Consider the following 25,960-nt stretch of genomic DNA (forward strand, 5'->3'; position numbering starts at 1 on the left):
AAAAGCGAAGCTGCTACAAGCAATAAACTGGCGGCGGAATGCTTCAACGCTATGGTCATGAATTGCTGCGCGATGGCGGAACACTTCAACGCAATGGTCATGAATTGCTGCACGATGGCGGAACACTTCAACGCAATGAAGTAGGTTTTCAACGCATTATCCTTAAACTGCAACGCAATGGCGCAATACTTCAACGAAGCGGTCGTGAGATGAAAAAGAGGCTGTCTCCTAAACTACGAAACAGCCTCTTTTTATAGGTATCCCTATTCGGGAATATTTTCAAATATTAAAATCTCATTTGAGACCTCCTCAAGTCTTAATTTATATTCGGCAGAAAGGAATACCTCTCTCCATATTCAAGCATTTGCTGCATAAAGTCCATTGGGTATGAAATGCGAACATCAACAATTTTACCTTCTTCGTAAACCGGGTGGTAATCCGGATTAATAAAGCCGGCATAAGCAGCCAAATTCAGCTTTTCAAATCTTTCCTTCACTTCTTTATGCAATTCCGTGTCTACTTTCACGGCATAATCTTCAACCAATAGTTTTCCGGCTTTAAAATCTCCTTCCGATTTTATCCGCTGCACTTCGCCTAATAAATCACCAAACAACAATCTAAGTTTCTGATAATCGTTTACGATAAAATAACTTTTCCCTTCTTCATGAATCTTCTCAATTACCCGATCGGATTCTCCTTTCTCATAAACCCACTTGGCAATTAACTGGCGGTTTCTCATGTGCGATTCCTCGATCTCTTTCCCCAACTCGACTCTTGTCAGCTGAGTAATTAATCCATTACGGATGTATCCATCATATTCTGCCTTAGCAACCTCCAAGCTTGGCATCAATCCCAAGTCTACCATTTTAGGATCCATCATGTAATACAAGGCAAATAAATCAGCCCGGGCCTCTTCCAGTGTTGAATGGTAATTTTTTAATGCATCCATCCCCACACCAGGCAACAACTGTCCCGAACCATGACCAAGACATTCGTGCAAGTCGGTATGCAGGTTTCCTCCCAAATATCCATGCTCTTTCGCACGTACAACTTCCTCTTTACTATAGGCGAATTCATCAATCATTCCACTTTTTAAAGACGACTGATGATAGGTATGCGTAATATTATCTATCGTAACTGATTTACTTCCATGTTCTTTACGAATCCATTCTGCATTTGGTAAATTAACCCCAATAGGCGTTGCCGGATGACAATCGCCTCCCAACATCGCGACGGTAATTACCTTTGCACTCACTCCTTTCACCTCTTTTTTCTTGAATCGTTCATCAATAGGAGAGTGATCTTCGAACCACTGTGCATTATCGGAAATAATCACAGCTCTTTTTGTAGCTTCAATATCTTTAAAATTCACGATAGATTCCCAGCTGGCTTTTATTGCCAAGGCATCGCCATACACTTCAATAAAACCATTCACTACATCAACATGAGCATCCAGATCTTTTACCCACAAAATGGAATATTCGTCGAAGGTTTTTAAATCGCCGGTTTTATAAAACTCAACCAATTTCACCAACGATTCCCGTTGAAGTTCACTATCTGCAACAGGAATTGCTTTCTCCAACCAAAACACGATTTTTTCGATGGCTTCGGAATACATTCCTCCAATCTTCCATATTTTTTCTATCAGCTCACCATTTTCCTTCACCAATTTGGAATTCAAACCTGCAGAAACTGGTTTTTCCGGATCTCCCTTTTCCATTTTGGCATAAAAATCTTCCGCCTCCTTCTCACAAACTCCCTCATAATAGTTATTTGCAGAATCCTTTATTAAATCCAGTTCAGGATTCAAAACCACCCGTTTTGCATCCACATCTTCATCGAACAAAACAGGAACCAATCTGGTCAGCAAACCAACAACATCTTCTCCCTCCAACAAAGGCAGCAATTCGTAATTTGTATTGCTCAAGAGTTCGCCAAAGTACTCTTCAGAGAATTCCGGCATAAACTTATCCATCGAGTAATGATGATGAATTCCGTTTGAGAACCATACTCTCTTGGTATAGACCAAAAAGCTTTTAAATTCATTCGATTCTCTGTCTCCATCGTACGATTTAGCAATCGCTTCCAAAGTACGGCGAATACTCAGGTTATTTTTATTGTTTTGATCGAACAGAATATCACGACCACAACGTGCGGCTTCCGCCAGATAATAAATCAATTCTTTCTGACCTAAGGTCAAATTTTCGAATCCAGGAACCTGGTATCTTAGTATTTTTATATCGGCAAACTGTTCGGTTTGATATTGGAATGTTTCACTCATTTCTCTTACTTATTTCTTACATCAACATTTTCAACTAATACCCATTTCCCTTTCTGATACTCGAGAGCATCGTATGAAAAATCGGGCCCGTAATATTCAAATTGATTCTGATAAATTGGCGATGACGGCGCCAAATGATCAAATACAATTTTCTTCTCCTTTTCATTGTATTGAATAGTCATTCTGGCCTGTTTGGCATATTCAAAAATTATTCTGTTTAAAGTTTTTCCTTTCCAGATAATCACCGGCATACCAAAAACAGCTTGCCCTTTCTCATCAAAACTGAGCACTTCGATAAGCTTCTTGTTTGTTCGAAAATCATTTCCATCCCATCCAAACAAAAAATAAGAATTGCCTGTTTTTGCCTTGAACGGAATAATTTGATAGTACAACGCACCCGGCCAGCCTTCTGCTTTATACTGATGAAACACATCAGCAACATGGTGCATATCTGTCAAAATATCCACCCGGATAGATTTCTTTAACTTACTTTGAAGCAAAGCAAAATACCGATAAGTTCCGTCTCTCAAAACACAATTCCAATTGAAAATCCGAAATTTCTGATCAGGAGAAGTTAACTTCCCCATTTTAGATAATTCTGAAAAGGGATAATCAAAACTCTGTTCTTCAACCAACAAATCTGCAAACAATTTTTCAATTTTAGTGCTAATACTCAATTTCAAAGAATCAGTACCGGCCAAAACCAAACTTTCAAACTCAAATTTAATTTGTTGCTCCTTCTCCAATAAACTAATCTGTGAAAAAAGATTCGAAACCCCAAGTAAAAAAAGAAATAAAACCAGCAATTTTCTCATCAATCTATTTTTTTCATCTAATTCCTTAACCAATTCCGAGACTGATTATTTTTCTACTTTATCCATTGCCTGAATTAACAATTTAGAAGCATGATGAATTTCCTCATCAGTAATATTTAAAGGCGGTGCAATGCGAAAAGCACCTGGACAAAACAAGAAAGGATCCATAATAACTCCCAACTCATAAGCTTCTTTCATGATTGCAAGCATAATCTCCTGAGATTCTAAAATCACTGCAATAAAAAGTCCCAATTGCCGAAAGCCCTTCACCAAAGGATGATCTTTAAGAAGGCTCACAAAAAGTTCTCCTTTACGCTGAACGTCATCAATGATATGTTCCTCTAAAAGTACTTCCAGAGCAGCCTTAGCTGCTGCACAACAAACAGGATGTCCTCCAAAAGTGGTAATGTGACCCAGCATTGGATTGCTCTTGAATGAATCAAGTATCTTTTTATCTGATATAAAAGCTCCAATTGGCATTCCGCCTCCCATTGCCTTCGCCAGACAAAGAATATCGGGAACCACATCGAAATGCTCAAATGCAAAAAGTTTTCCTGTTCGGCCAAATCCCATTTGAACCTCATCGAAAATCAGTAAAGCGCCTTTTTCAGTACATTTTGCCCGTAAAATCTGAATAAATTCTTTGGATGGAACAATCATTCCCCCTTCCGACTGGATGGGTTCCAAAATAACACAGGCTGTTTTATTGGTTATTTGGTTTAAATCCAAAATATTTCCGAATTCTATAATTCGAATGTCCGGCAATAAGGGACGAAAGGCATTTTTCATTTCCTCGTCGCCCAATACACTTAAAGCTCCGTGAGTACTTCCGTGATATGCATTTTTAAAAGTAACAATCTCAGATCTGCCAGTATATCTCTTGGCTAATTTTAAAGCTCCTTCATTGGCTTCACTCCCCGAATTCACAAAATATACAGAATTTAATTTTTTAGGTAAATTATCGGATAACAGCTTGGCCAATTGAACCTGAGGCGATTCGATAAATTCACCATACACCATTAAGTGCATATATTTATCAACCTGATCTTTAACGGCTTGCCTGACACGCGGATGCCCATGCCCAAGATTACTTACAGAAACGCCCGATACGAGATCCAAATATGGCTTTCCGTCCGGGCTGTACATATATATACCTTCTGCCCTCTCTATTTCCAATGCAATAGGAAAATCAGAGGTTGTAGCTACATGCTGCAGAAATAATTGTCGATTTGTAATCATAAACAGAATTTTTATTTAAATACAAAATTCAATAAAAATCCTGCCATAAAAAAACTATCGTGTCATTAAATTGATATCTCCTAATAATTTATCACGATATGATTTTCCAATAGGAATTGCTTTTGACCCACCTTCAGTTTCAATCACAACTGAATTATCTTCAATCACTCCAATTTTACTCAAATTAACGATATATGAACGGTGGATTCTCGAAAAACGGGTAGAAGGCATTTTTTCTTCGATGGCCTTCATGGTAAAATGTATTGTATATTTTTCATGATAAGAATTCACAACCACATAATTTTCAAGAGCTTCAATCCACAATATATCATCGTAATTCAAACGAACCAATGCCGAATTACTTTTTATAAAAATCTCGTTCTTATCCTGCATAAAACCTTCGCTGTTTTTATAGCGACGATTTGCCTTACTAACCGCTTTAAAAAACCGACTGTAACTAATAGGCTTTAAAAGGTAATCTGTAACGTCATACTCAAAAGCTTCAAGAGCATATTGTTCTTTTGAAGAGATAATGATAATTTGTGGTGTTGTACTTAAGCTATTTAAGAATTCCATGCCACTCATTTCAGGCATTTCAATATCTAAAAATATCAAATCAACAGGTTCGTTTTTTTTGATATTATTTATAGCTTCAATTGCACTTGGATAAGATGCTCCAAATGATAGAAAATCTGTTCTTTCAATATAACTTTCAACAACTTTTCTCGAAAGTTTATCATCGTCAATTACAACACAATTCATATAGTGGTAGTTAATTTTTATTCATAAATAGGTAAATAAATCATATTTATCTACGTCAAGGTAGTTTTTATCAAAAATAACAATCTTTTTACCATTTCCGAAATATTTAACCAAAATATTCCAGTTCATAAGATTTAACCTAATATAATTTCTTTAAATTGGTTTTACGACTGCTTCTTTTTAAGAAATTTATCGAGAAGCTCATCTCCCGATCTTACAGATCTTAACAACCAATCTAATTTTAACTTTAGCTTTTCATCCTCAGACAATTGCCAGTCAATATCCGATCGTCGGAGCTCTGTAGTAAGATGATTTAAAACTATGGCTGCGGAAACCGAAATATTTAAACTTTCGGTAAAACCATACATTGGAATTTTCACAAATTCATCAGCATTATCCATTACTTCATCCGATAAACCCGTCAGCTCCGTTCCAAAAAAAAATGCCGCTTTCCCCTTAGTCAAATCAAAATCGGGTAAAAGAATATCATTCGAATGAGGACTGGTTGCAATGATTCTATATCCCTGATTTTTTAATTTTGAAATTGTACTTAAGGTATTTCTTTCTTCTTTATTGTATTTGTGCAAATCCATCCACTTTGATGCTCCCATGACAACATCAGGATTCAAATGGTATTCATTGTAATTTTCAATAACATGCAAATCCTGAATACCAAAACAATCGCACGAACGAATTACTGCACTGGCATTTTGTGCTTGAAAAATATCTTCCAAAACCAAGGTTATATATCTTGTTCTGTTTTCGATATTTTTATCTAATAATCCGATACGATTTTCACTGGTAAAACCTTCTAAAAAATGAATCGCTTCCTGCAATAATTTCTTCTCCATTCATTAAAAATTAGGAATAAAAAAAAGGAGGTATTATTAATACACCCCCTCTAACATCTTGTTGACAACAATTATCTATTGTACAGAGTCTGCTAATTCAGAACCGGCCTTAAATTTGATAACTTTTTTTGCTGGAATATTGATTGGTTTACCAGTTTGAGGATTTCTACCAGTTCTAGCATCACGCTTAGAAACAGAAAATGAACCAAATCCTACAAGTGCTACTCTATCATCACTTTTTAATGCTTCAGTAGTAGTTTCAATGAAAGCATCTAATGCTTTTTTAGAATCAGCTTTAGTCAAACCAGCTTTGTTTGCAATTGCATCAATTAATTGAGCTTTGTTCATAACTTTATAAAATTTTAGGGTTAAAAATTGCTTTAAATTTGAATCATATACAAATATAAAGGATTTCTGATGGTTTGCAAATTTCCGATAAGAAAAAATAAGAAATTTAACCTTTCAAAGATCGAAACATAATAAAACCATAAATTTTTATGCTATTCCCTATAAACAATAAAGAGCAGAATCTGAATTAAATCATAACTCTATTTAAAGATGTTTCTTATTTAACTGATTTACGAAATGCTTTATTCGCCTACATTTAATATGACAAGCCCATACTGAACCTAAACCCCAACATCACACACGCGCAAACAGTTGACATTCAGCATTATAGTGAAAACAATCAACATACAAAACAATCATCACGATCTCAAGGCTATGCCGTTTAAATGCATTACTCAATGATATACATCATTATGAGATGATTAGTAACAAAAGGCTGTCACAAATAATGACAGCCTTTCGAAGTATTCTATTTAAGTAAAAGGAAGCTTTTAAAATCTGAAAAATTCTTACTTATTAAAATACTCTTTTTTTCTTTTCCCAAACACTCCTGAAGATAGTCCGGAACTTTTATTTCAGTATTAAGTACCTTTTCAACTGTATCCTTAAATTTTGCCGGATGAGCTGTTTCCAAAAAAACACCTACCTCACTCTTCGTATTTAAGTATCTTTTCAAACCCAAGTATCCAACGGCACCATGTGGATCAAGAATGTATTTATTCCTGCTATACAGGTCTGCTATTGCCTCTTGAGTTTCCTCATCCGAAAACCAAGCTCCTTTTATATCTTTAGTAATGTCTGCATGATTCTCCTGATACAACTCCATCATGCGCGCAAAATTACTGGGAGCACCTACATCCATTGCGTTTGAAATAGTTTGAACAGACGCTTTTGGCTCATATTTCCCAGAATTCAAATAGTCTGGCACAACCTTATTTATATTTGCCGATGCAATAAATGAATCAATCGGCAATCCCATCTGTTTTGCCAGCAATCCTCCTGTAAGATTTCCATAATTTCCGCTAGGGACTGAAAATACAACTTTTTTACTGGTTGGCTGCAATTGTGCCCAAGCATGGAAATAATAGAAACTTTGTGGCAACAAGCGAGCAATATTTATAGAATTTGCAGAAGTCAAATTCAATTCCATATTTAAATCATCATCCCCAAAAGCCGTTTTCACCAATGCCTGACAATCATCAAAAGTACCATCCACCTCAAGAGCTGTAATATTTTGCCCCATAGTGGTTAATTGCTGCTCTTGAATCTTACTTACCTTACCTGCAGGATATAATATAATTACCTTTACTCCCTCAACACCTAAAAAGCCATTGGCAACTGCACTTCCCGTATCTCCTGAGGTCGCAACTAAAATTGTTACTTCTTTCTGATTCTGTTTGGCAAAGGCACTCAGACATCGTGACATAAATCTGGCACCTACATCTTTAAATGCACAGGTTGGCCCATGAAACAGCTCTAAAGTGCTAATGCCATCTTCTATAGCCACCACAGGAATCTTAAAATTGAGTACCTCTTCGGTAATTTTCTTCAAATCCGAATCCGAAATGTCGTCACCCACAAAATGCTTGGCCACTTCATATCCTATTTCGGGCAAACTTAATTCTGTCAAACGTTGAAAAAATTCATCATTCAGCTTTGGTATTGAAACCGGAAAAAACAATCCATTATCCGGCGCAAGTCCTTTTATTACAGCTTCCTTAAAGCTATAACGTATATCTTTATTATTTGTACTAAAGTATTTCACAAGTCTATCCTTTCTTCAAATTCCTGAATCAAAATCTATTCGATTTCTTAATTTATCACACTTTTACAGAATTTTCACTCCACCTTCACTAACTTTGGAAACATAAATTCTGTAATCCAAATTGGTACGTTCGTATACTGTATCCATTGCGGCCGCAATAACATCAGCAGATTCCTTTCCATTTGCCAATGCGAATACAGATGGTCCCGATCCGGAAATACTGCAGCCCAATGCTCCGGCTTCCATAACAGACAGTTTCAATTCATCAAATTCAGGAATCAAAACTTTCCTTTGAGGCTCTACAATATGATCTTCAAGAGAACGTCCGATCAAATTATAATTGGAAGTATAAAGTCCGGCCATTAAGCCTGCCACATTTCCCCACTGACGAATTGCCTTTTTTAGAGGAATTTGGGGAGACAATATTTCCCGTGCTTCTTTGGTCTTGATTTCAATTTGTGGATGAATAACGACACACCATAAATCTGCCGGTGGCTGAATATGAATTACATCCAGAGGATTGTATCCCCTAATCAGACAAAAACCACCAAGTGTTGCAGGAGCAACATTATCAGCATGAACATCACCCGAAGCAACCTCCTCACCTTTCATGGCAAAATCAACCAATTGCATTCTTGTATAAGGTTTGCCTAATAATTCATTTACTGCAACAGCCGCACCTGCAGCACTTGCCGCACTAGATCCGATTCCACTGCCAGGCTTGATATTTTTAATGATCTCAACATCAAAACCCTGATTGCTTTCCAAATCATCCAATAAAGCCTGAATGGCTACACCTGCAACATTTTTCTTTGGATCCGTAGGAAGATCCTCATAATCCTTCACCGATTGTATAATGATTTTATTCTGATCATTTTTGGTAATAATCATTTCATCGCCCACCCCATCGATGGCAAATCCTAATATATCGAACCCACAACCAACGTTGGAAACGCTGCCCGGAGCAAAAACTTTCACACTATCTGACATGTTATTCAATTTTCTTTGTTGGTAATTAATTGCTGGTTATTCTAATGATATCACCAAAAATCCCAGAAGCTGTTACTTCTGCTCCGGCTCCGGCTCCCTTAATAATCAATGGCTGATCGTTGTACCACTTCGTTTTTAACGAAATTACATTATCCTTACCATGTATATCGTAAAACGGATGGTCGGATGTAACCTCTTTAAGGCTTACATTAGCTTTGCCATCTGCAAAAGAAGCGATGTAACGGTATCTGATGTTTTTTTCAGCCATCACAGTTCTCCAAGCCTCAAAATGATCGTTGTGAGCTTCAAGATCGCAGATCAAATCAGCTGCCGTTTGTCCATTCAGGCAAGATAATGGAATCATAGGCTCATGCTCTACATCCTGCACTTCCAACTTGTAACCAGCTTCACGGGATAATATCAAAAGCTTTCTTAATACATCCATTCCGCTCAGGTCGATTTTTGGATCTGGCTCAGTAAACCCTTGGTCCATTGCCATCTTCACTGCTTCAACAAAGGATTTACCATTATTAAACTCATTCATTATGAAGTTCAAACTACCAGACACAACAGCGTCAATTCCAACAATTTTATCGCCGGTATGAATTAAGCTATTGATCGTGCTAATGACTGGCAATCCTGCTCCCACATTGCTCTCGAACATGAACTCAACATTGTGCTTTTTTGCTGCCGCTTTAATTCTCAGGTAATTACCAAATTCTGAAGAAGCTGCAATTTTATTGCATGCCACAATAGAAACAGTAGAATTCAAAACCTGCTGATACACCTTACTTACAGCTTCACTTGCAGTGATATCGACAAACACAGAATTTCTAAGGTTCGCCTGATCCATTCTCTTTACAAATTCCTGCAAATTGGCCACCTCAGATTCGTCCTCCAATTTTTGCTTCCAATCCTGAAGCATATTTTCATCTTTTGCAAAGTACATTTTCCTACTATTGGTCACTGCACGAACAATCAGTTGCAATCCTTTCTCTTCAAGCAAATAATCGTATTGATTTTTAATGAATTCCAATAATTTCCCCCCCACATTACCAACTCCTGCAATGTACAGATTCACTTTTTTATACGTTGAGATGAAGAAATCTTCGTGAATAACATTTAATACTTTTTTTACATCGAAGGTTGGAACCATGAAAGTAATGTTTAATTCATTACCTCCCTGAGCCATAGCCCGAATATTTACTCCGTTTTTACCAAGTACACTAAACACTTTTCCTGAAATTCCTGGAGTATATCCCATGTCTTCACCTACAACGGCAACAATTGACAGATCCTGCTCAACGGCTGGTTCATTCACCAAATTCATCCCTATTTCCATTTCGAACTCAGAACGAACTGCTTCAATAGCCAACTCCCGATCACCTTCATTAATCCCAACACTCATACTCTGCTCCGATGAAGCCTGAGTAATTAGAACTACATTAATTTTATTCTGAGCCAAACAAGTAAAAAAACGAGATGCAAATCCACTTATACCAACCATTCCACTACCTGAAAGTGTGAATAAATTGATGTTATTAATTGAAGAAAGTCCTCGTACTATAGAACGTTCACTTTTAGGTGAAGTGGTGATTAAAGTTCCCTTTTCATCGGGAGCAAAAGTATTTTTAATACGAACATTTATTTTGTTCTGCAGTACCGGAATTAAGGTTGGAGGATAGATGACCTTAGCACCAAAATGAGAAAGCTCCATTGCTTCCTGAAAAGACATTTGCTCAATTGGCAGTGCCTGCGATACCAATCTTGGATCGGCAGTAAACATACCGCTAACATCAGTCCAGATTTCCAACTCGCTGCACTTTAATCCTGCAGCCAAAATAGAAGCTGTGTAATCCGATCCTCCCCGCCCGAGCAGTGTCATTTCACCCTTCTGACCTGAAGCTATGAAGCCGGGAAACAAGGCTACTTGAAATTTGACATCTTTTACCGCTTCCAAATTCTTATTGGTCTGCTCACTATTTAGAAATACTCCTTTTCCATTCTGTGTTTTGATAAAATCTCTGGAATCGAAAAGCACAGTATTCATCCCGCATTGATTTAGATAGGCTGAAAAAATTAAAGATGATAATATCTCCCCCGATCCCATTACAGCATTTTTCACCTTTTGCGAGATTTCTTCCAAGAGATAAACCCCTTGAAGTAATTCTGCTATCTCATCAAATTTCTTTGATGTACCCAATTCTATTTCTTCTTGTAGATCAAGTTCATTAATCACTTGAAAATGTCTTTCCTTTATTTTCAAAAGAGCATCTTCATATTCTTTATTTCTATTACCGGCCAGATTAATACATCTTTCCAACTCATCGGTAACTCCGCCAAAAGCTGAAACAACTACAACTTGTTTACAGTTGGCATAATCCCTTTTAATGATCTCCTGAACCCGCTTACAATTCCCTGAATTGGAAACTGAGCTCCCTCCAAATTTTAAAACCTTCATTGACTAATTTCTTATGATGGATTTCCTTCCGTACAAATGTCCGGTTGTCCATCGGTTGATATAAATTTTGGTTAAATAGTTATTCTGCTTTGTTATTAAGAATGCTCCAAATTAGTACCAATTGCTGCACAATCAGTGATTGTACAAGGTACAAAATACCTTATGGCTTTTTGAGCAATCAACTACTCACCTGTGGCGATATGTAAAAATTCAACCCCCTAAAGGGTTGTGGTTGTAGTTGTGATTATTGCAGGAATAGTACAAATAGAAGTTTCAGACATAGACATTCCCATGTTGGTTCTCAACATGTTCATTTCAACCGCTATGTTATTTATCTGTTTCAAAAAAGCTATTCCTCATCTTTAAGAGATTCAAATATATGCTTTTTTTTTTCTTATCCGTATCATTTCAAAAGGATTCTTTCGAATATTATTATCCATTTTTTATCCTTTGATCCAATGCAAACGATATCAATCTACCTTTTTTAGCTTTTACTAAAATCCATTTTCAGTGATTCATATTGTTATTTCTCCTCCACTACAATCACAATAAAACAATCATTATAGTCTCATTGTGAGCTGTTTAATAAATATTAATTAGAATAATTCTAAATAAAATTGTAAATTGAGTCTTTATTCACCAAAACAATATTATCATGAAAAAAAGAATAATTGGTTTAGCAATTGCTTTATGTTTCAGTTTTGCTGTTACAGCACAAACCAATGAGAAAGCAGAGAAAACAGTTGTTGAGAGTGTTTACATTTTACCAAAAAAAGGAATGGCTGATGAGTTTGAAAAAGCAATTAAAGCTCACAATGAAAAATTTCATCCAAAAGGTGATTATGTGGCAGGTTTACGAAAAGTTGAATACGGTGACAAAGCCGGCTGGTATGTTTGGATAATGGGACCCACAACATATGCTGCTTTAGACACCCGCCCTACAAAAGAAAATGGTCATGAAGACGATTGGGATAAAACAATAGAACCTCTGATTCAAAAATATGGCCCAATCAATCTTTGGAATTACAACCCTAAATTATCTTTTGGAAAAGAAATTTTAATGAATGCCAGGTATTATGAAGCTTGGGCTATCGATCTGAAAAAAGGTCAGTATTACCGATTTGAAGCAATTGCTGAAAAACTAATGAAAACATCTGAAAAATTGGGATTTGCATTTCTAATTTTCAACAACCCATTGCATACAAGCGAAAGTGCTGATGTTGGAATGATATGGGATTTTAAAAGCTATGCCGATTGGTCTTCAGACAGTGGATTTAAAAAAGAGTTTGAAAAACTATATGGAGAAGGATCATGGCAAAACATGTTTAATGAATGGATGGATATTACCAATGATTACAATGCTGAATTAAGAACCATCATTAGATAAATACAACCAGCCTAAGCAGTTAATTGGAATTCCAATTAACTGCTTTTTTATGCCTGAAATTTTATATGATTCCCTTTGCATACTTAACCTGAGTTTACAATATTTGTACTTCTTAAACTTAATACAGATTGTAATGATAAAAGGAGTAGTTTTTGACCTTGATGGCACACTAGCCAATTCAATTGAAGACATTGCAGATTCAATGAATGTTGTTTTAACAGAAAAAGGATTTCCAACACATGACTATGACACGTACAAAACTTTTGTTGGACGTGGACTGAAATCCCTGGTTGAAAATGCCCTGCCCGATTCTGTAAATGATGAATCTATATTAGAAGCCTGTTTTAACAGAATGATGATTGTTTATGACAATAATTGCACGGCTAAAACTTGTTTGTATCCAGATATTGCAGAACTTCTTACAGAACTGCAGAAAAAAGGCATTAAAATTGGGATATTCTCGAACAAAGCCAATGAGTTAACACAAAAAGTAGTGAAAGTTTTACTCTCTGACTGGACATTGGAAATGGTAATTGGTGCAGGTGGAGATATTCCTAGAAAACCAAATCCTAAAGGAGCTATACTTATTAGTGCAAAAATGCGCATTGCTCCTGAAGAAATAATGTATGTTGGCGATTCAGGAGTTGATATGCAGACAGCCGAAAATTCCGGAATGTACGCAGCAGGGGTTTTATGGGGTTTTCGGGATATGGAAGAATTACTTGAAAACGGAGCAAAGATCCTTGTCGAAAACCCAATGGACCTGCTTAATTCTTTCAATTAAAATATCAGATAAAACAGGAAAGAGAATAAACTAATGAGTATGTTTTCTTTCCTGACTTATAACACTTTCATCTTCGCAAAAACCATTTATTTCCGGCTGAAGTGTAACATGACTAATTTCAAATTCGTTATGAAGCATGTGCTCCAGATTGTGCAGAACCTTACTTATTTCACTCAATTTGATATCGTTTCTAAAACTAATGTGAGCTTCGAAATTAATCTGGTTATCATCCAGTTGCCAAAGGTGCACATGATGCATATTTTCAATTTCCTCCAGCTCTTTAACTTTCATATGAATTTCTTCCAGGTTGAGATGAACAGGAGCAAACTGCATAAGAATTCGAACGCTTTCCTTTACCAGACCCCAACTCGAATAAACCAAATAAAGTGCGATAAGTATTGACAGAACGCTATCGACCCACGGAATTTCCCAAAGGTACATTGCCAATCCTCCCAGCACCACTGCTACCGATGATACCATATCCGATAACAGGTGCAGATAAGCCGACCGCATATTTATATTGCCCTTAGCATCTTTCTTCACCAGTAACATACTAAGCCAATTCAATAGTATTGACAAACCTCCCAAAATCATCACCAATCCCGTTTCAATCTCATGAGGTTCCGAAATCCGCTGGACGGCTTCCTTCAAAAGAAAAAATGCGATTACCCCTAAAGATATTGCATTAAATAAAGCCGCTAATATCTCTGCCCTTTTATACCCGAATGTTTGTTTTGCTGTTTGTTTCCGACTCGACAATTTACTTGCAAACCAACTTATGATTAAAGCAAGAACATCACTAAAATTATGCATGGCATCGGACAAAAGAGCCAAACTCCCCGACGCAAATCCCCCTATAACTTGAGCAACCGTTAATCCAACATTTAAAAGAATTGCAATTCCTAAATTTCGCCCTTTTAAATCACCATGATCGTGATGCGCATGTCCATGATTCCCTTTTCCCATATTAGCCTCATTTAATAAGCCTATAAATATAGCAATGAATTCTTTTTTTTAATCAAACTAATTATAAATTGCAAAATAAATTCTGTTCCCTTTTCATTTAGAACACAATCGTTTCCATTTTAAATACTACAGACTGCAGGCTTTCTTCAGAAATCCCATTCTTATAGAATAACCAAGCTTTGCGTCATTTTTTTTATCATTACACATACACATTTGTAGATTCATTAATATTTATATCTTTGCCTTTGAAATAAAGTGATCTCCGAGTTTATAATTTCTAAACCACAACAAAACGGAACGAATTATAAACCGATGGGTAAATTGGGAAACGAATTTGCCTCCCGCTGGGCTTAAACCCTAAAATTGGAAAGGAGTGTTTTTGTGATTTAGTATGATACCGACAGATAAGTAAATGTACTTTGCCTTAGCAATTTACATGCTGTTGAAACTAAGAACATAAACCTCCGATTCTGAATTGAATTGGAGGTTTCTTATATTTAAGAAATGGTAAGTAGTAAAAGGAATATATTATTAATTGCAGGAACCGGCAGAAACGTTGGTAAAACTCTATTTGCATGTCGATTAATTGAAAAATTGAAATGTGAAAATGAGTTGGTTTGTATTAAAATATCTCCTCACTTTCATGAATTAAGCAAAGAATTAGAAATCATCAGCGAAACTGATAATTTTGTAATTGCAAAAGAAACTAGTAAAACAGGCAGTAAGGATAGCAATCGCTTGTTTCGGGCAGGAAGCAAAAAGGTGTATTACGTTCAGGCTAAAGATGATTATCTTCATGAAGTACTCTCTTATTTTGAAAAAACACTATCACCCGAAACTCCAATAATCTGTGAATCGGGAGGTTTAAGAGACTTAATTGAGCCCGGACTTTTTTTAATGATCAATAAAAAAAATAATAACAACATAAAACCCCGAGCTGTTGGCTACAGAAAATTAGCAGACAAATGGATTGAATTTAACGGTGAGGAATTTGATTTTACTGCAAAAAAAATTGCTTTTACTACTAATGGCTGGGAAATAAAAAACTAACAATATGATTACGTTTCACGAGGCTTTAAAAACTGTGAAAAATGCCACTAAAAAGTTGGATGCCGAAAATATCAATCTTGCTGATTGTTTGAATCGGGTTCTTGCACAAGATGTTCTTTCAGACATGTCTATTCCTCCATTTAATAAATCGGCCATGGATGGATATGCCTGCAAACAATCTGATTTGGCAAACAATCTTGAAGTTTTAGAAATTATTGCGGCAGGTTATGCTCCAAGCAAAGCTGTCGGAAACAATCAGTGTTCCAAAATTATGACTGGAGCTATGGTGCCGGAAGGTGCCGATACAGTAATCATGATTGAACACACCGAAGAAATTGATGACAATCACATCCGATTTACAAAAGAAAAAACAAAACCGAACATTTGCCTTAAAGGGGAAGATATTTTAGAAAATGATGTTGTTCTAAAGAGAGGAACCCGATTAAAAGCACAGCACATTTCTGTATTGGCAAGTGTTGGCTGTACAAATCCTCTTGTTTTCAGACAACCAAAAGTAGCAACAATTGCAACCGGAAGCGAATTGGTTGAACCAGATCAAAAACCTGAAATATCCCAAATCCGAAATGTAAACTCATGGCAATTACAAGCTCAGTTGCAAAAAATGGGCATTAAGGGCAATAGTCTCGGAATTGTTTCTGATTCGAAAGAGGCTACCAAGGAAGCAATGGTAAAATGTTTGGAAGAGAATGATGTTCTTATCATATCAGGTGGCGTTTCGGTTGGTGACTTCGATTATATTCCTCAAATTCTAAAAGAACTTGGTTTCAATATTTGGTTTCATTCAATCATGGTTAAACCCGGAAAACATACCGTTTTTGCGACCTGCAAGGAGAAATATGTTTTAGGTTTACCTGGAAATCCGGTTTCCTCATTTGTACAATTTGAATTACTCGGCAAACCATTACTTTATCGACTTATGGGACATGATTACAACGCTCCGATGGTACGAATGCCAATTGCTTCAGATTACCAGCGAAAAAGAACCGACAGGCTTGAATTTTTGCCTGTTCGCTTTAATGCAGACAATCAGGTTGTGCCTATTAGCTATCATGGTTCGGCACACATTAATGCTTTTACTTTAGCCAATGGAATTATGGCAGTTCCAAGGGAAGTTGATGAATTTACGGAAGGAGAATTTGTTCATGTTAGACAATTATAATAGAAACATAAATTACCTGCGAATCTCGGTTACGGATCGCTGCAATCTTCGATGTACTTATTGTATGCCCGAGAAAGGTATTGATTTAATGGCTCACGATGAAGTATTGAGCTTTGAGCAGATTGCCGATTTTGCAAAGGAAGCAGTAGCAAACGGAATCAGTAAAATAAGACTGACCGGTGGTGAACCTCTGGTTAGAAAAGGTATTGTTGATTTGGTGAAATTACTTTCTGATATTTCCGGAATTGAGGAAATTGCCATGACCACTAATGGCATATTACTTGATCAGTTTGCTGATCAATTAGCCAAAGCCGGATTACAAAGGGTGAACATTAGTTTAGATACGCTCAATCCTGAAAAATATAAAAAAATAACCCGACTGGGTGATATTGAAGATGTTTTTAAAGGAATTAAAGCAGCTCAAAAGGCTGGGTTGCATCCCGTAAAAATAAACTGCGTTCGAATGCTTGATGCAGATTTGGATGACCTGGAAAATTTACGCCAATTTTGCAAGAGTAATCATCTGGAATTACGATTCATTAAACAAATGGATTTAGCTACTGGGGAATTCTCTGTTGTTGAAGGTGGCAAAGGAGGTAACTGTTTGGAATGCAACCGAATTAGGCTTACAGCCAATGGAAAAGTAAAACCCTGCTTGTTCAATGCCAGTGAATTCGACATTAAAGAATTAGGTAATAAACAAGCAATCAATAAATCGATCAACCAAAAACCAAAAGCCGGCACAAAAAATAAAAACGGCAGTTTTTACGGAATCGGAGGATAAATTTAAAACAGAGATCAGTTACCCCTGAGCAATGAATAATGATAAGAAAACAACTTTAAATTGATGGGAGAATTTAGTCATATAGACAAAGATGGGAAAGCCAATATGGTTGATGTGGGTCATAAAGCTCCGCAAATAAGAGAAGCCAAAGCTGTTGGCATCATCTATTTAAAAGCCCGAACCATCGAATTAATTAAAGAAAATGCGCTAAAAAAAGGCGATGTATTGACTATTGCCGAAATAGCCGGTATTCAGGCAGCTAAACGCACAAGCGATTTAATTCCCTTATGTCATACACTTCAGATTACCAAAGCTGAAGTAAAATGCAGCATTATAGAGAAGGGTGTTCAGGTAAATACCCGGATAAAATGCATTGGACAAACGGGAGTAGAAATGGAAGCGTTAACCGCTGCCAGCATCGCTCTGCTAACCATTTACGATATGTGTAAAGCTGTTGATAAATCAATGGTGTTAGGCGAAATTGCGCTTGTAGAAAAAACAAAAACCGATTTGAAGCAATAAAACACGATGAGCATGAGCACAAAAGAAGTATCAGTACTATCTGTAAATATATCTGAAAAAAAAGGAGTAATCAAAAAGCCTGTTGATTCCATAGAATTGCATTCTCTTGGTGTTGTAAATGATGCACATTCGGGAAACTGGCACCGTCAGGTTAGCTTGCTGGCCAAAGAAAGTATCGATAAATTTTCGGTACAAGCCAAACGCAATATCAATTTTGGAGAATTTGCCGAGAATATTACCACCGAAGGACTTTTACTTCATTTGACTGCTCCACTTGATCGTTTCCACATAGGTGACATGATTTTGGAAGTAACTCAGATTGGTAAAAAATGCCATGGAGACAACTGCAGTATTTTTCGTGAAATAGGAAACTGTGTAATGCCAAAAGAAGGTATTTTTTGCAGAGTTTTAAACGGAGGTAATTTAAAAGCCGGTGATGTTCTTTGCTATCATCCAAGAGTAATAAAAACCATGGTAATCACTCTTAGCGACAGAGCCAGCCGAGGTGAATATGCTGATAAAAGCGGTCCGTTACTGGAGAAATTAGCTGAAGAATTCTTCAAATCGAAAAACCGGCATTATCAAATAGAAAAATTCATTATTCCTGATCAAGAATTTGATCTTACCAATCTACTTGAAAAAGCAAAAGAGGAAGATTTTGATCTTGTATTCACTACAGGTGGAACAGGTATTGGACCAAAAGACATTACTCCTGATGTAGTAAAAAAACACATCACAAAAGAGATAACCGGAATTATGGAATTGATTCGGGTAAAATATGGAATGGAAAAGCCAAATGCATTGGTTAGTCGTGGCATTGCAGGTGTTATGAATAAAACTCTAATTTATACCATGCCTGGTAGTCCAAAAGCCGTAAATGAATACTGCTCGGAGATTTTTAAGACGATTGAACACTCACTTTACATGATGAATGAGTTGGATATTCATGGCTAATTAAAATTAATTGAATTGAAGATCAAGCTATTTCAAATAAATTACTCTCTGAAGTAAAATAATGTTTGGCTGCAAGTATTTTTTATTCTACATTTGCACCCGTTATCACAAGAGATAGCAGAGCAATTAAAGCTCAAAAGTATATTGGAGAGATGGCAGAGTGGTCGAATGCGGTAGTCTTGAAAACTATTGTGCGGCAACGTACCGGGGGTTCGAATCCCTCTCTCTCCGCCATGCAGAAATGAAACAGAAAGAAAAGCCTTGTAAACGTTAAGTTTACAAGGCTTTCTTCATTTAGTGCCAACGCAATTAAACACCTAAAACAGCAATAAAAAGGTGTAGAATTCGGTGTAGATTTTAAAGCTTGATTTTGCAACACCACAAGCAGGCACTAATACTCTGATATTCACTGTTTTACTCCGCTAAAAAATCACTCGTTTGCTAGTTTTGACAAATCGTTTTAAAACATTCAAAAACCAGTAAAAATGAGACAAACAACTTCTATTTTATTTTTTGCAAGAAAGACTACTAAACTGAAAAACGGAAAATCTCCAATCTTTGTAAGAATTACTATCGATGGTCAAAGATTAGATATATCTCTTAAGAGAAGTATTGATTCTAAGTTCTGGGATTCTAATAAAAGGAAATGGAAAGGCAACTCTCTTATGACAAAAGAAAACAATCAGATGAATACCTACTTAAAGGAAATAGCCGACCTGTGTGATATCAATAAGAACTTAAGTACACATTCAGCCTGACATACATTTGCAACAACGGTTACTTTGGGCAATAATCTTAACATTAAGGCTATTTTGAAAATAATGGGACACCAATACCAGAATGACTAAAAATTATGACAGAGCTAGCGAGAAGCTCATCTCAAACGACATGAGTAAGATTGAAGGGATGTATAAAACTCAGTACAAAAATCCTCGAATAATTAAAATCGCTCGAGGATATCAGGGGTCGAAATATGTATGTTCTCTTCCATAGTAATAAACTCAAACGAGTTTATTACTTTCATTTATGATCTTCAAATTTTCTGCTTGATCCAAAAACAACTATCAATTCCATTAAAAATATGCAATAACAAAAGAGACTGTCTTATAATGACAGCCTCTTAAAATTATATTTCAGATAAGTTAAATAATACTGTTTAACCGTTCAAGTCCTCTTACGGAACCAAAGTTGGAGTAAAAGTTTCAAGAACTACATCTCGGTCTCTTACAACAAGAGTATCATTAAATGAATGCGTAGTTGTTCCAAAATCTATACTATAATCCAGATAAACCACATTTCTCAACTTGTCACCCCATTCATCACCATCATTAACATATTTTCCAGTTCCACTTACGCTGTAACCTGCCGTTGAAGGTTCTGAAACAGTACATTCTCCATCTTTAGTAAAATTCAATCGAATCTCAAATGGAATATCAATATCAGATCCTCCGTTTCTGGTGGAAAGAGACAAAGAAACCTCACCTAAAGTCATCGTATTCATCCTAACAATCTGATCCTCCGCAACATAATCTTTATGATAAACATTAGTTGTATTTAATGAATTATCTCCATTATTTGCTACAACGACATCCTTGCCTCTCCTTAAATAAGTTGCATCCCAAGAATTAATATACTTAATACAATAAAATATATAATCTTTTGGTACTGTACCCCAATCTGAAGCTATAGCTCTATTGGGATTTTCAACAGCAGGTTCTCCACACAGAATTGAGTCTGCATTTTGTACATTCTCTATAAGTAATGGAATAACATAGGTATTGGTAATGGCATCAGGATCTGCAAAAAATGCATCAGTTAATTGTACTTCTATGCCTCCTGTTCTAGAGCCTTTAGGTATTACAATCTGCATATCTTCTGCAAGAGAATAATAATCACTTGGCATGGGTAATACAGATTTTCCTGATTCAAACTGAAGATTCTGGCATAGTGAATTATCAACAGTTACGTCAAGAATCCTATTAACCGAATTTTCATAAACACCTCCTACTGTGGCCATAATTTTACACTTATGCTCATTATCAAGAGTATTATCATAAATATCCTCACCTAACACAATAGTCCTAACAGGCGTTTGATAAGCAAAATACACTGTCGTATAATCGTAGTCCTCAAATTCCCAATCCTGATTATGACATGAAGTTATCAGTGTAAGAATTATCAGTGAAATAAAAATTAACTTTTTCATTTTCTTTATGTTTTTAACATTATTTACCAACCCACATTCTGAGTCATATTCCACTTAATCACTTCTTGATATGGCAGCGGACCATAATTCATATAATCCTGGTATTGTCTTTTTTCAATGTTTACCACTTGATATGCTCCATTAGAAGAAATTCTCATACCTCTTGCAGTTTCTGTAAGTGATTCATTCCATCTGCGTAAATCCCAAAAACGATTACCTTCAAAACATAGCTCTAATCTTCTTTCATTACGGATTAACTTCCTCATATCAGCAAGAGAACTAATGGATGCTAAATAATTATCCGGCTGAGAAATACCTGCCCTCTGACGAATAGCAGCAATAACATCTCTGGCTGAATAGCCATGACTTCCTGATCCATCAGGTCCCCATGCCTCATTGGCAGCTTCAGCATAGGCTAAAAACAACTCTGTATAACGAATGCGAGAAACATAATGTTTCTTATTTGTCTTATTGGCAGCATCAAGGTTTACATCTTCACGAAGTAATTTACGCAAATAATATCCTGTACGAGTTGATTTAGCGATTGCTCCGATACCATCTTCACCACTATCTTCACTCGTTAAAATGGAACTTGAACCTGGACCAAATACACTTCCATTATATAGGATATAGTCATTCAAGCGAGGGTCTCTACCTACATACGGGTTGTTCTCATCATATCCACTAGCCCCATCAGCAATTGGCAAACCATTAGCCATAGGAAACGCATCAACAAGATTTTGAGTAGGGTTTACACGTCCACTACCATACAATGAGGGTGGATAATTATCTGGTTCCAAATCACTTTCTTCTGAAACATTTGTTCTCCAAAGAATTTCCTGAGGATTGGTACCAACCACTAAATTATCTGTTGTACTTCCATTCTCTTTTGAATACCAGGTACCTCCTTGTGGATCTATCCCAGCTACACCACCGATAAGATCAAGAACTTGCCCTGCTGCATCAGCGGCATTTTCCCAGGAAGTGGTTTCGTTAAAAGCAGGACTCGCCGCTAATAAGGCAACTTTGGCTCTGATTCCTTTAACAATCCGGGTACTCAAGCGTTGTCTGTTATAGGCGCCAAATACTCTGTTATAGTCAGACACTGATGTTTTACCTTGATATTTTGAAGGCAATTCGCCTTCTTGGATATCTTCAAAATCCAGAGGTAAATAACTTTCGGCTTTTGTTAAATCTTCATAAACCTGAGTTATACACTGCTCAAATGTGCTTCTTGGAATATCATAACTCGATTGTCCATCTAAAGGCTCTGTTAAAATAGGGACACCAAGAAGATTACCTCCAGCATCTTTACCGGCATGTGCCTCTAATAAGTAATACATAAAAAGAGCACGTAAACCGTAGGCCTCGCCTTTAAATCTATCATTAAACATTTCTTTAACATATTCACCTGTAGTTGCCCATTCAACCTGATCAGTTTCAGCTAAAAAAACATTTAAATAGTTAATAGCAGCATAAGAGTTCACCCATCTTGAAGTTGGGTTTTCCATTGCCGACCATCCACCGGTAGCCATGGCAAGATAATTATTATTCGGATCGTTTGACACTGCATCATCAGTTGCAACATCGTTAAACGAATAGCTTCCTGAAGGTAAAAAAACATATGCGTTTAATAACAATCCCTCAGCATAAGCTGCGTCTTCATATATGTTTTCGAGCGTTGGATTATTCTCATCGGCCGGAGACAATAAGTCTTCACAACCTGTGAAAATAAAAAACAAAGCCAATAATATAAATAAATTTGTCTTCATATCTGTTTTCATTTTAATGATATCATTTAAAATACAGCTTTGACACCAAGGTTATAGAAACGAGTTTGCGGAGCTTTTCCAAAATTCAATTCCAAAATATCCTTATTTTTGCTTAACGTTAATAAATTAGAGCCACTCACGTAAATATTTACATCTTTAACAAATGAGCTGCCTAAAACGGATTTTGGCAAAGCATAAGTTAACTGCACTTTAGCTAAATCAAAACGATCTGTACTATATGTCCAAAAGTCAGACGTTCTAAAATTATTAGCTCCACTTAACGTAGATAAACGTGGGTAAGTTGCCGTGTTTTTAGTTTCTTCAGTCCAGCTATCAACCACAACGTTTGAATATTTCTTATCGCCGTAAACCCAGAAATAATCATTATCCTTAACCGCTATACCTCCCAAAGAACCAGTCCCCAACACAAATAATGTAAAGTTTTTAAACTCGGCAGTTAGATTTAAACCAAAATTAAATGGACTTCCCCAAGTTCCTAGTTTAATTTGATCCCGATTATCGATAACATTGTCTCCATTTTGATCAACATATTTGATATCACCACCTCTTAGCTCACCACCAAAAGTTTGCTTTATTGTCGTATTTGCAGCTTCTTCATCGCTCATAAAAAAACCATCACTTTGTAAACCAAAAATAGCATCTGTAGGTTTTCCTATTTTGCTGCGATAATCTTCTATACCAAATTCCTCTTCAGTTTTTAGCACTTTAGTTTTAACATAGGTACCTGCAGCACCAATAGTCAAAGCAACTTCACCAAACTGTTTTCTGTAGTTAATTTCAAAATCAAACCCTTTATAATTATTTACACCATAATTAATAAATGGCACAAAAGAACCTGAAGGATAATAAGTTTTAAAATAACTTGGATATTGGCTATATGCTTGTTGAGGCAAACCATCTTTTTTGATAAAAAAAGCATTGGCTTTGAATGCTAACATTTGATTTAACATTAAGGCTTCCACCCCGAAACTTAATTCTTTTCTTTGAACATATCCAAGATCAAGATTTTCGCCATGCGTAGGCGTAAAACCCTGATTTTGATATCCACCATCTCTCCAGGAATAATAAGATGATCTTGAATAGATACCTTGATACATATAATATTCCTCGAAATTTAAATCCGTATTAACCTCTCCTGCAGTTGCACTTAATTTTAAACGATCGAAAATACCACCTTTTAAAAAGCCTTCTTCGCTAATAACCCATCCTAAACCAATGGTAGGAGAGAAAGCAGTACGCTTATCTTTTGACAATTTAGTGGAGTTTACTAATGATCCGCTAAAATCAACGTAATACTTATGGTCTAAGTTATAGGATAATTGCAATCCTGCATTAGCGTTAGTATACGATTGGAATTCACCAAACTCACGTTTACGAGCTCCGGCAGCTAATAACACAACATCCAAATTATGCTTATCATTAAAAGTCTTTTTGTAATCAAAATGAATAAAGGACTCCATAATATTATGATTCCATTGTTCGGACAAATTTTGATTACCACTTCTAGTATCTTTACCATGCTTTGTTAAGCCAACTATAGAATCACCTTCTGTAAAATGTTGCCATTCAGCTTCATAAACAGCATATCCATTATCAACAGATTGCTTATACTTATTTATATAGTCAATACTTACCTGTCCATGGAATGAAAGCCCGTCAATCACATTACGCAAGTCAATATCAACACCACTGGTATATTGAAATCTACGATCAATATAATTTTTATACCCAGTCAGATACTCATCACCGAATGCTGTTGTCCCAAATTCGGAATTACCTCCAGCCAGATAATTTCCATCAATCAAATACGAACTATTTTCCTCTAAAAGACTTAAAGCATCGTTAGCTGAAGACATGATCGAATTTATCGGAATAAGCGGCGAAAACTTATTCGGTTTTGCCGAAGCTGCCTTTTCCCAATAGTTACCGTTACCAGACTTATCTGAATTATAAACAGTTGAAATATTCACGTAAGTCTTGATATAATCATTCAATTTCAAATCAATATTACCACGCACACTTAAACGAGAGTTCAGCGCATTTTGACTTTCTCCAAAATTCAACAAAGAATTATTGCTTTCATAAGCTCCAAAAAGATAAAACTGTGCAATATCATTTCCTCCTGAAAAATCTCCATTTACACTATATGTGTTATACATCTTTTTTAAATAATCAGATGAATAGTAGTCCACATCAGGATAACGATCCGTATTAGTATGCCCAGTGTAGTTCGTAATTTCTTCATCGCTATACAAAGCCGCTAATTTATCATTTTCACGCGCTTGGTTATAAAAAGTCATGTATTCGCCTGAATTTAAATATTCAGGATATGCTTTGGGCATATTAAGCCCTGCATTAACACGAACATTCATCTGCTTATCACCAGCTTTCCCGCGTTTGGTTGTTATCAGCACAACACCATTGGCCGCACGTGAGCCATACAATACAATGGCATTAGCACCTTTTAAAAAAGAAATTTGCTCAATTTCTGTTGCAGTTATATCACGTATTTCACGTTGAACTCCATCAATTAACACTAAATGGTCACCTAAATTCCAAAGATTAGCGCCTCCAACAAAAGCTGCAGTTCCATCCAAAGGATAAGTACCATAATGTTTATCTAAATATTCTGAAGGATTTAATACCGAGACACCATTAGGCATATCCTTTTCCTTAACAGAATTAAAAGTCCCATGTACTAAAGAATCATCATCGGATGCCACTACTTTTGCAGTATCTATTTGGGCATTTACGCCAAACAGAAAGCCGAAGAACAATCCGAATAAAATCATTCCTATTCTTATATGTTTCATCATTTTTTC

General features: G+C 36.2%; 22 protein-coding genes, 1 tRNA gene and 1 riboswitch. Of the genes, 10 read left to right on the plus strand and 13 right to left on the minus strand.

What is annotated here, in order from left to right; all coding sequences use genetic code 11:
- Nucleotides 1–38 precede the first annotated feature (38 nt).
- Nucleotides 39–257 (plus strand): hypothetical protein, encoded by a 219-nt coding sequence (locus ACKU4N_RS14370; RefSeq protein ID WP_321317427.1) that lies wholly within the window; start codon nucleotides 39–41, stop codon nucleotides 255–257.
- Nucleotides 258–316: 59 nt separating this feature from the next.
- Here the strand turns inward: ACKU4N_RS14370 and ACKU4N_RS14375 are convergent, their stop codons facing one another.
- The 9 genes from ACKU4N_RS14375 to thrA form a co-directional block, all read right to left on the minus strand.
- Nucleotides 317–2,281 (minus strand): dipeptidyl-peptidase 3 family protein, encoded by a 1,965-nt coding sequence (locus tag ACKU4N_RS14375; RefSeq protein WP_321317429.1) that lies wholly within the window; start codon nucleotides 2,279–2,281, stop codon nucleotides 317–319.
- 5 nt (nucleotides 2,282–2,286) lie between these two features.
- Nucleotides 2,287–3,096: a hypothetical protein gene (locus ACKU4N_RS14380; RefSeq protein WP_321317430.1), complete on the minus strand. Its 810-nt coding sequence runs from the start codon at nucleotides 3,094–3,096 to the stop codon at nucleotides 2,287–2,289.
- A gap of 45 nt (nucleotides 3,097–3,141) precedes the next feature.
- Nucleotides 3,142–4,335 carry an aspartate aminotransferase family protein gene (locus ACKU4N_RS14385; protein WP_321317432.1) on the minus strand — a complete coding sequence of 398 codons (1,194 nt, stop codon included), beginning with the start codon at nucleotides 4,333–4,335 and terminating at the stop codon, nucleotides 3,142–3,144.
- A gap of 54 nt (nucleotides 4,336–4,389) precedes the next feature.
- Nucleotides 4,390–5,097 (minus strand): LytR/AlgR family response regulator transcription factor, encoded by a 708-nt coding sequence (locus tag ACKU4N_RS14390; RefSeq protein ID WP_321317434.1) that lies wholly within the window; start codon nucleotides 5,095–5,097, stop codon nucleotides 4,390–4,392.
- A gap of 164 nt (nucleotides 5,098–5,261) precedes the next feature.
- The gene (locus tag ACKU4N_RS14395; protein ID WP_321317436.1) at nucleotides 5,262–5,948 is read right to left on the minus strand and encodes a TrmH family RNA methyltransferase; all 687 of its coding nucleotides are present in this window, start codon (nucleotides 5,946–5,948) and stop codon (nucleotides 5,262–5,264) included.
- Nucleotides 5,949–6,023: 75 nt separating this feature from the next.
- Nucleotides 6,024–6,296 carry an HU family DNA-binding protein gene (locus tag ACKU4N_RS14400; RefSeq protein ID WP_124992980.1) on the minus strand — a complete coding sequence of 91 codons (273 nt, stop codon included), beginning with the start codon at nucleotides 6,294–6,296 and terminating at the stop codon, nucleotides 6,024–6,026.
- A gap of 469 nt (nucleotides 6,297–6,765) precedes the next feature.
- On the minus strand, nucleotides 6,766–8,061 hold the full coding sequence (gene thrC / locus ACKU4N_RS14405) for a threonine synthase (RefSeq protein ID WP_321317438.1): 1,296 nt from the start codon (nucleotides 8,059–8,061) through the stop codon (nucleotides 6,766–6,768).
- Nucleotides 8,062–8,124: 63 nt separating this feature from the next.
- Nucleotides 8,125–9,051 (minus strand): homoserine kinase, encoded by a 927-nt coding sequence (locus ACKU4N_RS14410; RefSeq protein ID WP_321317440.1) that lies wholly within the window; start codon nucleotides 9,049–9,051, stop codon nucleotides 8,125–8,127.
- A gap of 25 nt (nucleotides 9,052–9,076) precedes the next feature.
- A complete protein-coding gene (gene thrA / locus ACKU4N_RS14415; RefSeq protein ID WP_321317441.1) occupies nucleotides 9,077–11,512 on the minus strand; it encodes a bifunctional aspartate kinase/homoserine dehydrogenase I in 2,436 nt (811 codons plus the stop codon).
- Between the two features lie 655 nt (nucleotides 11,513–12,167).
- Here thrA and ACKU4N_RS14420 point away from each other — a divergent pair.
- Together ACKU4N_RS14420 and ACKU4N_RS14425 are read left to right on the plus strand one after the other, a co-directional pair.
- Complete coding sequence (locus ACKU4N_RS14420) at nucleotides 12,168–12,899, plus strand: hypothetical protein (protein ID WP_321317443.1); 732 nt, start codon at nucleotides 12,168–12,170, stop codon at nucleotides 12,897–12,899.
- A gap of 133 nt (nucleotides 12,900–13,032) precedes the next feature.
- On the plus strand, nucleotides 13,033–13,683 hold the full coding sequence (locus ACKU4N_RS14425; RefSeq protein ID WP_321317445.1) for an HAD family hydrolase: 651 nt from the start codon (nucleotides 13,033–13,035) through the stop codon (nucleotides 13,681–13,683).
- A 30-nt stretch (nucleotides 13,684–13,713) separates the two neighbouring features.
- On the opposite strand, the gene ACKU4N_RS14430 is transcribed toward ACKU4N_RS14425, so the two are convergent.
- Complete coding sequence (locus ACKU4N_RS14430) at nucleotides 13,714–14,649, minus strand: cation diffusion facilitator family transporter (RefSeq protein ID WP_321317447.1); 936 nt, start codon at nucleotides 14,647–14,649, stop codon at nucleotides 13,714–13,716.
- 248 nt (nucleotides 14,650–14,897) lie between these two features.
- Nucleotides 14,898–15,039: riboswitch (molybdenum cofactor riboswitch) on the plus strand.
- A 114-nt stretch (nucleotides 15,040–15,153) separates the two neighbouring features.
- On the opposite strand from ACKU4N_RS14430, the gene ACKU4N_RS14435 reads away from it, so the two are divergent.
- The 7 genes from ACKU4N_RS14435 (at nucleotide 15,154) to ACKU4N_RS14465 (ending at nucleotide 19,897) form a co-directional block, all read left to right on the plus strand.
- The gene (locus tag ACKU4N_RS14435) at nucleotides 15,154–15,699 is read left to right on the plus strand and encodes a hypothetical protein (RefSeq protein ID WP_321317449.1); all 546 of its coding nucleotides are present in this window, start codon (nucleotides 15,154–15,156) and stop codon (nucleotides 15,697–15,699) included.
- Nucleotides 15,700–15,703: 4 nt separating this feature from the next.
- Nucleotides 15,704–16,879, plus strand: coding sequence for a molybdopterin molybdotransferase MoeA (gene glp, locus ACKU4N_RS14440; protein ID WP_321317451.1), 1,176 nt, complete (start codon nucleotides 15,704–15,706; stop codon nucleotides 16,877–16,879).
- Entirely contained in the window at nucleotides 16,863–17,663 is an 801-nt protein-coding gene (locus ACKU4N_RS14445) for a GTP 3',8-cyclase MoaA (protein WP_321317454.1), read from the plus strand. The genes glp and ACKU4N_RS14445 overlap by 17 nt, the downstream gene beginning before the upstream one ends.
- 63 nt (nucleotides 17,664–17,726) lie before the next feature.
- Nucleotides 17,727–18,185, plus strand: a complete 459-nt coding sequence (moaC, locus tag ACKU4N_RS14450) for a cyclic pyranopterin monophosphate synthase MoaC (protein WP_321317455.1) — start codon at nucleotides 17,727–17,729, stop codon at nucleotides 18,183–18,185.
- A 12-nt stretch (nucleotides 18,186–18,197) separates the two neighbouring features.
- On the plus strand, nucleotides 18,198–19,139 hold the full coding sequence (locus ACKU4N_RS14455; RefSeq protein ID WP_197092621.1) for an MOSC domain-containing protein: 942 nt from the start codon (nucleotides 18,198–18,200) through the stop codon (nucleotides 19,137–19,139).
- 146 nt (nucleotides 19,140–19,285) lie between these two features.
- Nucleotides 19,286–19,373, plus strand: a tRNA-Ser gene (locus tag ACKU4N_RS14460).
- Nucleotides 19,374–19,624: 251 nt separating this feature from the next.
- On the plus strand, nucleotides 19,625–19,897 hold the full coding sequence (locus ACKU4N_RS14465; protein ID WP_321317459.1) for an Arm DNA-binding domain-containing protein: 273 nt from the start codon (nucleotides 19,625–19,627) through the stop codon (nucleotides 19,895–19,897).
- 416 nt (nucleotides 19,898–20,313) lie between these two features.
- On the opposite strand, the gene ACKU4N_RS14470 is transcribed toward ACKU4N_RS14465, so the two are convergent.
- The 3 genes from ACKU4N_RS14470 to ACKU4N_RS14480 are packed head-to-tail and all read right to left on the minus strand — an operon-like array spanning nucleotide 20,314 to nucleotide 25,954.
- Entirely contained in the window at nucleotides 20,314–21,345 is a 1,032-nt protein-coding gene (locus ACKU4N_RS14470) for a DUF5627 domain-containing protein (protein WP_321317461.1), read from the minus strand.
- A 23-nt stretch (nucleotides 21,346–21,368) separates the two neighbouring features.
- Entirely contained in the window at nucleotides 21,369–23,117 is a 1,749-nt protein-coding gene (locus ACKU4N_RS14475; protein WP_321317463.1) for a RagB/SusD family nutrient uptake outer membrane protein, read from the minus strand.
- 26 nt (nucleotides 23,118–23,143) lie between these two features.
- Nucleotides 23,144–25,954: a SusC/RagA family TonB-linked outer membrane protein gene (locus ACKU4N_RS14480; RefSeq protein ID WP_321317465.1), complete on the minus strand. Its 2,811-nt coding sequence runs from the start codon at nucleotides 25,952–25,954 to the stop codon at nucleotides 23,144–23,146.
- Nucleotides 25,955–25,960: the final 6 nt, after the last annotated feature.

Origin of the sequence: Labilibaculum sp. (assembly GCF_963664555.1) — a bacterium.
Classification (GTDB): Bacteria; Bacteroidota; Bacteroidia; order Bacteroidales; family Marinifilaceae; genus Labilibaculum.